Source organism: Streptomyces sp., from assembly GCF_036524955.1.
In the GTDB taxonomy this organism is placed as follows: Bacteria; Actinomycetota; Actinomycetes; order Streptomycetales; family Streptomycetaceae; genus Actinacidiphila.
Map to the genome: position 1 here is coordinate 1 of NZ_DATDBG010000103.1, position 7,662 is coordinate 7,662.

Sequence of the window (7,662 nt, forward strand, 5' to 3'; positions counted from 1 at the left end):
GCCGTACCCCGCGGGCGGCCGGTGCGCGCTGCGCCCCGGGCCGCCCGCGGGAGTCCGCGGGTCAGCTCGGGGCGTCCGCCTCCTGGTCCCCGTGCAGGCTCATCGGACCGTAGATCTTCGTGTCGCCGTCGAAGAGCACGACCTGGTCCGCGCCGCCGTCCAGGAGGTCCTTCCAGACCTCCCCGACCCAGGACTCCGCGTCCCCCTGGGTGGTGAACTCCTCGGGCTGCACCGAGGGCTGCACCTCGGTGCCGTCGGCCTTCTCGAACCGCCACGTCCACGCCATGTGTTTCTCCTCGGTCCTTGAGGTCATGAGTCCTGCGCTGGCTGCGGACGCAGCGTATCGGGAGGACGCGCGCGAACACGGCGCGCGGTGTGCGCGCCGTGTTACGACCGGCCCCCGCGCGCCGGTCCCCACGCGCCGTGCGGCACCCGGGAGTTGGCCGCGGCGGCCACCGCGTGTCCCCTGCCGGGGCCGAAGGGGCTCGCCCGCCTCTCCCGCCGCGCCGGCGACGACCGCACCCGCACCGCACCCGCACCCGCACCCGCGGCGAGCAGCCCCGGAAGCGCTGACCGGCGGTGCCGGACGCGCCGAGAACCCGTTCGCGGTCGGGGGCGGCGCCACCGGGTTCCGCCGTCTCACGTCCCGCCCCGGCGGCGGAAAGGAGGCGGAAAGGAGTGGGAAGGAGCTCGGCGGCGGCGGGAGAAAGGGGCCCCACCCCTTCACGCGCGGGGCCGCGGCACACGTCCGCGGGGGGTCCGCGCGCCTGCGGGGCCGCGGCGCGAGACGATCGAGGGGTGGAATTCACTTTGCTGGGCACCGGGGGCCCCGAGGGTCTGCCGGTGGCCGACTGTCCGTGTGCGGTGTGCTCGGTGTCCGTGGGCGCGGGTGCGCGCGGTGTGACCGCGGTGCTGGTGGACGGGGTGGTGCTGCTCGATCTGACGCCCGGGGCGGCGCTGGCCGCGGCCCGGGCCGGGCGGACCCTCGGCGGGCTGCGGCTGGTCCTGCTGTCACATCCGCACGACGGCCCGCCGGTCGAGATCCCGCCGGGGCTGCCCGCGCCGGCCCGGGTGCCCGACGGACAGCGGCTGCCGCTGATCACCGGCCACCGGGTACGCGCGGTGGCGACGGACGCGCCGGGCACCGGGTACGCGATCGAGTCGCCGGACGGATTGCGCGCGCTCTACCTTCCACCGGGCTGCGCGCCCGCGGGGGCCGCCGCCGAAACGGACGCGGGACCGTACGACCTGGTGCTGCTCGACGTGGCCGGGCGGCCCGAGGCGCTGGCCCGGCTGCGGGCGTCCGGCGCGGTGGCGGGTACGACGGACGTGGTGGCCGTCCACCTCGACCACCGCGCTCCCCCCGGCCCGGAACTCGACCGCCGCCTGGCCGCCCTCGGCGCTCGCGCGGTCCCCGACGGTACGACGCTGGTGGCCGGCGACTACCACGACGTGCCCGACGTGCCCCGCCGCACCCTGGTCCTGGGCGGCGCCCGCTCGGGCAAGTCCGCGGAGGCGGAACGGCGCCTGGCCGCGTTCCCCGGTGTCGTGTACGTGGCCACGGGCGGTACCCGCGAGGGCGACCCGGAGTGGTCCCACCGCGTCGCCCAGCACCGCGACCGGCGCCCCGCGAGCTGGCGCACCGAGGAGACCTGCGATCTGGTCCCTCTCCTTGCCGACCCCGACGGCCCCCCGCTCCTCATCGACTGCCTCGCCCTCTGGCTCACCCACGTCATGGACGAAGCCGGCGCCTGGGACGACCGTGCGGTCGTGGACGCGCCGGGCGGACCGGCCGCCCGCCGCGTCCAGGACCGCACCGCCGAACTCACCGCCGCCTGGCGCGACACCCGCCGTACGGTCGTCGCCGTCACCAACGAGGTCGGCTCCGGCGTCGTCCCCGCGACGCCCTCCGGCCGCCGTTTCCGCGACGAACTCGGCCGCCTCAACGCCGCGATCGCCGCCCAGTCCGAACACGTCCTCCTCGTCATAGCCGGCCACCCCCTCCCCCTCCGCCCCTGACCGGCGCCCCCCGTCGGCCGGCCCCGCGGGCAGGCCACCCACACCGAACGAACGTCCAGAACCGCTGCCGCCGCGACGTCGGGCCCCGAGCCGGCGCACCCCGGCGAGGCCGAACCACGGACCACAAGCCGACAGCCCGGTCGGCTCGACACCGCCGGACTCCGCCATCGTGGTCTCCGCCGCCGCAACGGCACATGGCTCGCTGCCGCGGCACGCGGTCGCCCGCCCCGGCAGCGAGCCGAACACAGGCACGTGCCGCACCCCCACCAACCCCGCCCGCCAACCGACCCGCACAGCCCCGTATCCCCACCAACCCCGGCCCCAGCCGACACGCACAACCCCCCACCGGCCCCGGCGGCCAGCCGATACGCACAGCTCCGTATCCCCACCAGCCCCGGCGGCCAGCCGGGCGGTACTGTTCGGCGGGTGAGTGGGATTGATCTGGATGAGTTCGGGGACCTGGTGGAGCGGCCGGACGCCGGGGTGCGGCGGGAGTCGCGGGAACGGTGGGGGCGGGTGGTGCGCCCGGAGGGGGCGCTGGGGAAGCCGGCCGAGTTGGCGGACTGGTTGTGCGGGGTGCAGGGGCGGGTGCCGGCGCGGCCGATCGAGCGGGCGCGGGTACTGGTGTTCGCCGCCGACCACGGAGTGGCCGCGCTGGGGGTGTCCGCCCGGCAGGCCGGGACCGCGAGCGAGCTGGTGCGCGACGTGATCGAGGGCAGGGCGCCGGTGAGCGTGCTGGCGCGGCAGTACGGCGCCCAGGTCCGCCTGATCGACATGGCGCTGGACTGCGATCCGGCCGAGCTGCCCGCCGACGTCACCGCGCACCGGGTGCGGCGGGGCTCGGGCCGCCTCGACATCGAGGACGCGCTGACCGCGGCAGAGGCCGAGCGGGCGTTCCGTACGGGCATGGCGCTCGCCGACGAGGAGGCCGACTCCGGCACCGACCTCGTCCTGCTCGGGGACCTCAGCGTGGGCGGTACGACGCCGGCCGGCGTGCTGATCGCCGCGCTGTGCGGCACCGACGCCTCCGTCGTCACCGGCCGCGGCTCCGGCGTCGACGACCTCGCCTGGATGCGGAAGTGCGCGGCGATCCGCGACGGGCTGCGCCGGGCCCGCCCGGTCCTCGGCGACCAGCTCGCCCTGCTGGCCGCGGTCGGCGGCGCCGACTTCGCCGCGATGACCGGGTTCCTGCTCCAGGCCGCGGTGCGCAAGCTGCCGGTCGTCCTCGACGGCGTGGTGAGCGCCGCCTGCGCGCTGGTCGCCCAGCGGATCGCCTTCCGGGCGCCGGACTGGTGGCTCGCGGGCCACGCCTCGGGCGAGCCGGGCCAGGCCAAGGCGCTGGACCGGACCTCCCTCGACCCGCTGCTCGACCACGCCGTCCACTCCGGCGGCGGCACCGGCGCGCTCCTCGCCCTCCCCCTCCTCCAGGCCGCCGCCGCCCTCTCCGCCGAGCTCCCCGACCTCGACCCCGAACCCAAGCCGGAGCCCGAGCCGGAGCCGGACTCCGGGGACTCCGCACTCGAACCCGATCCCCACCCCGCCCCGTGACCTCCACGGCCCGGCACACTCCGAAATACGGACATTTCACCTAAAATTCCCCATCATGGGAACGGTCAGCGCGGGCAGCGAACGCGTACGCCAGGCCGCCTCCCGGCACGCCCCCCACCCCACCCCCGATCGCCGGCCGCCCCGCGCCGCGGCCTTCGCCGTCCGGTACCTCCGCCTTGTCGCGTTCGTCAACTTCCTCGGCGCCGTCTGGGTCTCCTTCGGCGCCGACATCCGCCGCCACAACGCAGAGGACTACTTCACGCCGTACCTGCTCACCGCCGGCTTCACCCCGGGCTGCTTCGCCCTCTTCCTCGCCGTCACGATGCGCCGCCGCAAACGCGCCGCGTGGATCCTCAACCTGGTGCTGTGCGGCCTGTTCTTCGCCGCGTTCGCGCTGAGTATGGGGTGGCCGCAGATCCACCGGCACGCCCAGAACTGGGTCTCCCTGGCGCTGACCGCCGTCTTCCTCGCCGCCCTGCTGGTCGGCCGCCGCGAGTTCCGGGCCAAGGGCGACCCGGCGAACCCCTGGCAGGCCGCACTGGTCGCGGTCGTCGGCCTGGCGGTGGCCGCCCTGATCGGCACCGGACTGGTCGCCGTCACCAACTCCCGGCACGGCGCGGCCTTGGGCGACATGTTCGCGTACGCCCTGGTCCGGCTGATCTCACTGGTGCCGAACGACACCGCGTTCACCGTCATCGAGACCCCCGGCTGGGTGGACGTGGTCATCAACGTGATGTCCGCGCTCCTCTTCCCGCTCGTGCTCTTCGTCGCGTTCCGCTCCCCGCGCGGCCGGGAGTCGCTGTGCGGGACGGACGAGGAGCGGCTGCGTGGCCTGCTGGAGAAGTACGGGGAGCGCGACTCGCTCGGCTACTTCGCACTGCGCCGCGACAAGAGCGTCATCTGGTCGCCGACCGCCAAGTCCGCCATCGCCTACCGGGTGCTGGGCGGGGTGACGCTCGCCTCGGGCGACCCGATCGGCGACCCGGAGGCGTGGCCCGGCGCGATCGACGCGTGGCTGGCGGAGGCCAGGCAGCACGCGTGGGTGCCCGCGGTGATGGGCGCCAGCGAGGAGGCGGGCACGGTGTACGCCCGGCATGGCCTGGACGCCCTCGAACTCGGCGACGAGGCCGTCGTCGAGATCGCCGACTTCACCCTGGAGGGCCGCGCGATGCGGACGGTCCGGCAGGCGTACAACCGGGTGCTGCGCTCCGGCTGCACCGTACGCGTCCGGCGCCACGCCGACATCCCGCCCGCCGAGATGGACGTCCTGGTGGAGCGCGCGGAGCACTGGCGGGACGGCGGGACCGAGCGCGGCTTCTCGATGGCGCTGGGGCGGCTCGGCGATCCGGCCGACGGGAGGTGCGTGATGGTGGAGTGCCAGGACGGCGACGGCAGGCCGCGGGCGCTGCTGAGTTTCGTGCCCTGGGGGCCGCACGGGCTCTCCCTGGATCTGATGCGGAGGGACCGCACCGCGGACAACGGGCTGATCGAGTTCATGGTGATCGAGCTGATCCGGCGGGCCGAGGAGGTGGACGTGGCGCAGATCTCGCTCAACTTCGCCATGTTCCGTTCGGTGTTCGAACGCGGCTCACGACTCGGCGCGGGCCCGGTGCTGCGGCTGTGGCACTCGCTGCTGACGTTCTTCTCGCGGTGGTGGCAGATCGAGTCGCTGTACCGCGCCAACGCCAAGTTCCGGCCGATCTGGGAGCCTCGCTATGTGCTGTTCGGCAAGTCCAGCGAACTGCCCAGGATCGGCCTCGCGGGCGCCCGCGCCGAGGGCTTCCTCGGCGTGCCCCGGCTGCCGGCGCCGCTGCGCCGCCGCAGGGGCTGAACGGCTGCGGCGGTTCGCCGCCGCCCAGTGGGGCACGCTCCTCGCCGACGTGTGGCGGCGGCTGCGGACCGGTGGACCGCGGGCGGTGCCGCTGACCCTGGCGTCGTGCCTCGGCATCGGGCTGGTGCAACTCCTCCAGCACCTCGGCGGCGCGAGCGGCTGGGTGGACCGGCTCGGCGGGGTCTACCCGACGCTGCCGTGGTGGCAGGCGCTGCTGCGGACGCCGCTCTCCCTGTTCGTACCCGACCCCTCGCTGCCGGTGTGGGGTCTGCTCCTCCAGGTCGTGGTGGTGTTCGCCATCGCCGAGACCACGCTGGGCGCCCCCCGGACCCTGGGCGTCGCGCTGCTGGCCAGCCTCACCGGCACCTGCTTCGCCCGCTACGCGCTGTGGGCCGGCCCCGGCGCCCTGCTCGGCCTGCCGGTCCGTGACCTCCTCGTCCGCGACACCGGCCCGTCGGCGGCGGTCGTCGCGCTCGGCGTCTACGTCGCCTGCCGTTACCGCGCGTTCTCCACGGCGGCGGCGATCGCGCTGGCGATGGTCGTCGAAGTGGCCTGCCTGCCGAACCTGGCGGGCTGGGAGCACGTGACGGGCGTGGTCGGGGTGCTCGCCCTGGCCGCGGTGGAGGCCGCGGTAGCCTGCCGCGGTGACCGACGCCGCGCCCGACATACCCCCCTCCCCCGCGTCTCCCGCTGACGGGCTGCGGTTCGCCTTCGGGACGCTGAGCGTGCTGCCGGTCGCCGTGCGGCGGTGGGACCGGGAGGCCGCGCGCGCCGGGATGGCGGCGGCACCCGTCGTCGGTGGCGTGCTCGGGCTCGGGGCCGCCGCGGTCGGCGGGGCACTGCTCGCGCTCGGCGCGAGTCCGCTGCTCGCGTCGGTCGGCGCGGTCGCCGCACCGGCCGTCCTCACCCGGGGCCTGCACCTCGACGGGCTCGCCGACACCGCCGACGGCCTCGGCAGCGGAAAGCCGGCCGAGCAGGCGCTCGCCGTCATGAAGCGCTCCGACATCGGACCCTTCGGCGTCTTCACCCTCGTCCTCGTCCTGATCGCCCAGACCGCCGCGCTGGCCGCGTGCTACGGCCACGGGTGGGTGTACGGGGGCACGGCCGCGGTGGTCGCGGCCGTCGTGGGACGCACCGCGATCACGCTCGCCTGCCGCCAGGGGGTGGCCGCGGCCCGCCCGGACGGTCTGGGCGCGGCCGTCGCGGGGACGCTTCCCCCGGGGACGGCCCGGGGCATCGCGGTGGTGGTCGCCGTACTCGTCTGCGCCGCGGGCCTCCCCTTCGGCGGGGGGACCGCGCTGCGCACCGCGATCGCCGCATGTGCCGGCCCGCTGGCCGCCGAGGCCCTGCTGCGTCGCTGCGGCCGGCGCTTCGGCGGAGTCACCGGCGACGTCTTCGGCGCCCTCTGCGAAACGGCGACCACCGCGGCCCTGGTCGTCCTCGCCCTTTCCGGCTGACGCCACACGGGGTACGCCCCCGGCGGGGGCGCAGGGAACGGCGCGGCCGGCCCCCCACTGGCCCGCACCCCGGGAGCCACGAAGCAGAGTTCGGCAGGACCCGGCGCCTTCGCCGGGCGCCACACCGCCGTGGCTGAACGCGCGGTTGCCCGCCCCCCCCGAAAGGCCGCACCGCAACCCCCGGCCGATACCACCTCGACCGGCCCCCACGCACCCCCCAGCCCCCACACCCGAGCACGCCGTCCCCCCGCGCCTCCCACGGAGTACCCCCCGGCCGGGCCGGGGGGATTGCCGGAACGCCTGGTCGGGCCGCAGGCAGGGCGTAGGCTCGGCAGGGCCCGGCTCACGCGTCGTACCACCCCGCTGATGTGGCGCAATCCGCGGAATACGATGCGAAAGGCCGGGCCGCGCCTCCAACGGCCGCGACAGGACCTCGACCGAATAGGACCTCATCCACCGTGACTGCTCTGACACTCAGTACCTCCGCCGCCGCGACGTTGCGTGCGGACGCCGTCGTCGTCGGCGTGACCAAAGGCGCCAAGGGCCCGCGGCTCGCCCCCGGGGCGGAATCGGTGGACTCCGCGTTCGACGGGAAGCTGGCCGCCACCCTGGACACGCTCGGCGCCTCGGGCGGGGAGGGCGAGGTGACCAAGGTGCCCGCGCCGGCCGGGGTGAAGGCCGCGGTGGTGGTCGCGGTGGGGCTCGGGGAGACTCCGGAGGACGGCGCGGACCACGACACGGAGGCGCTGCGCAAGGCGGCGGGTTCCGCCGCCCGCGCCCTGGCCGGCACCAGGAAGGCGGCGTGGG

General features: G+C 75.9%; 7 protein-coding genes. 6 read left to right on the forward strand and 1 reads right to left on the reverse strand.

The features are described from left to right. Nucleotides 1-61: 61 nt before the first annotated feature. A complete protein-coding gene (locus VIW71_RS09170) occupies nucleotides 62-286 on the reverse strand; it encodes a hypothetical protein (protein WP_331621560.1) in 225 nt (74 codons plus the stop codon). A 512-nt stretch (nucleotides 287-798) separates the two neighbouring features. Here VIW71_RS09170 and VIW71_RS09175 point away from each other — a divergent pair. The 6 genes from VIW71_RS09175 to VIW71_RS09200 form a co-directional block, all read left to right on the forward strand. Continuing rightward, nucleotides 799-2,019: a bifunctional adenosylcobinamide kinase/adenosylcobinamide-phosphate guanylyltransferase gene (locus VIW71_RS09175; protein WP_331621561.1), complete on the forward strand. Its 1,221-nt coding sequence runs from the start codon at nucleotides 799-801 to the stop codon at nucleotides 2,017-2,019. A 426-nt stretch (nucleotides 2,020-2,445) separates the two neighbouring features. Next, nucleotides 2,446-3,567: a nicotinate-nucleotide--dimethylbenzimidazole phosphoribosyltransferase gene (gene cobT, locus VIW71_RS09180; RefSeq protein WP_331621562.1), complete on the forward strand. Its 1,122-nt coding sequence runs from the start codon at nucleotides 2,446-2,448 to the stop codon at nucleotides 3,565-3,567. A 55-nt stretch (nucleotides 3,568-3,622) separates the two neighbouring features. Then, complete coding sequence (locus VIW71_RS09185) at nucleotides 3,623-5,398, forward strand: phosphatidylglycerol lysyltransferase domain-containing protein (protein WP_331621563.1); 1,776 nt, start codon at nucleotides 3,623-3,625, stop codon at nucleotides 5,396-5,398. Nucleotides 5,399-5,483: 85 nt separating this feature from the next. Beyond that, the gene (locus tag VIW71_RS09190; protein WP_331621564.1) at nucleotides 5,484-6,092 is read left to right on the forward strand and encodes a hypothetical protein; all 609 of its coding nucleotides are present in this window, start codon (nucleotides 5,484-5,486) and stop codon (nucleotides 6,090-6,092) included. Continuing rightward, a complete protein-coding gene (locus VIW71_RS09195; RefSeq protein WP_331621565.1) occupies nucleotides 6,043-6,855 on the forward strand; it encodes an adenosylcobinamide-GDP ribazoletransferase in 813 nt (270 codons plus the stop codon). Before VIW71_RS09190 ends, VIW71_RS09195 begins: the two co-directional genes overlap by 50 nt. Nucleotides 6,856-7,313: 458 nt before the next feature. Next, nucleotides 7,314-7,662 (forward strand): M17 family peptidase N-terminal domain-containing protein (locus VIW71_RS09200; protein WP_331621566.1); only part of this gene is annotated, 349 nt, incomplete at its 3' end.

Excerpts from the sequence above, each read along its gene's own strand:
- VIW71_RS09185 (WP_331621563.1), top strand. The coding sequence starts at position 3,623 with ATGGGAACGGTCAGCGCGGGCAGCGAACGCGTACGCCAGGCCGCCTCC.
- VIW71_RS09170 (WP_331621560.1), bottom strand. The coding sequence starts at position 286 with ATGGCGTGGACGTGGCGGTTCGAGAAGGCCGACGGCACCGAGGTGCAG.